The 266-nt window shown below is 60.5% G+C and carries 1 protein-coding gene; it reads left to right on the top strand.

Annotated features, from left to right (window positions below; all coding sequences use genetic code 11):
• Positions 1-266: ABC transporter permease subunit (locus SB772_RS41760; protein WP_410838742.1), on the top strand; the 266-nt coding region annotated here is incomplete at both ends.

Below are 266 nucleotides of genomic sequence, written 5' to 3'. Positions count from 1 at the left end.
CAGCGTATCTGTCAGAGGATATCCGCAGCGGGCTGCGTTCGATTCCGCATGGACAGTTCGAGGCATCGCGCGCACTGGGCCTGAACTTCCTCACCGCGATGCGCCATGTCGTGTTGCCGCAGGCACTGCGCAAGGCGATGCCACCGATGATCAACCACACGGTGCTGCTGTTCAAGAACACGAGTCTCGCAATGGCGATCGGCGCAGCGGAACTCACGTACGTGACGCGCCAGGTCGAGAACGAAACCTTCCTCTCGTTCGAATCG

The organism is Paraburkholderia sp. SIMBA_030 (assembly GCF_046535245.1).
In the GTDB taxonomy this organism is placed as follows: domain Bacteria; phylum Pseudomonadota; class Gammaproteobacteria; order Burkholderiales; family Burkholderiaceae; genus Paraburkholderia.
This window is presented reverse-complemented; position numbering and strand designations above follow the sequence as displayed.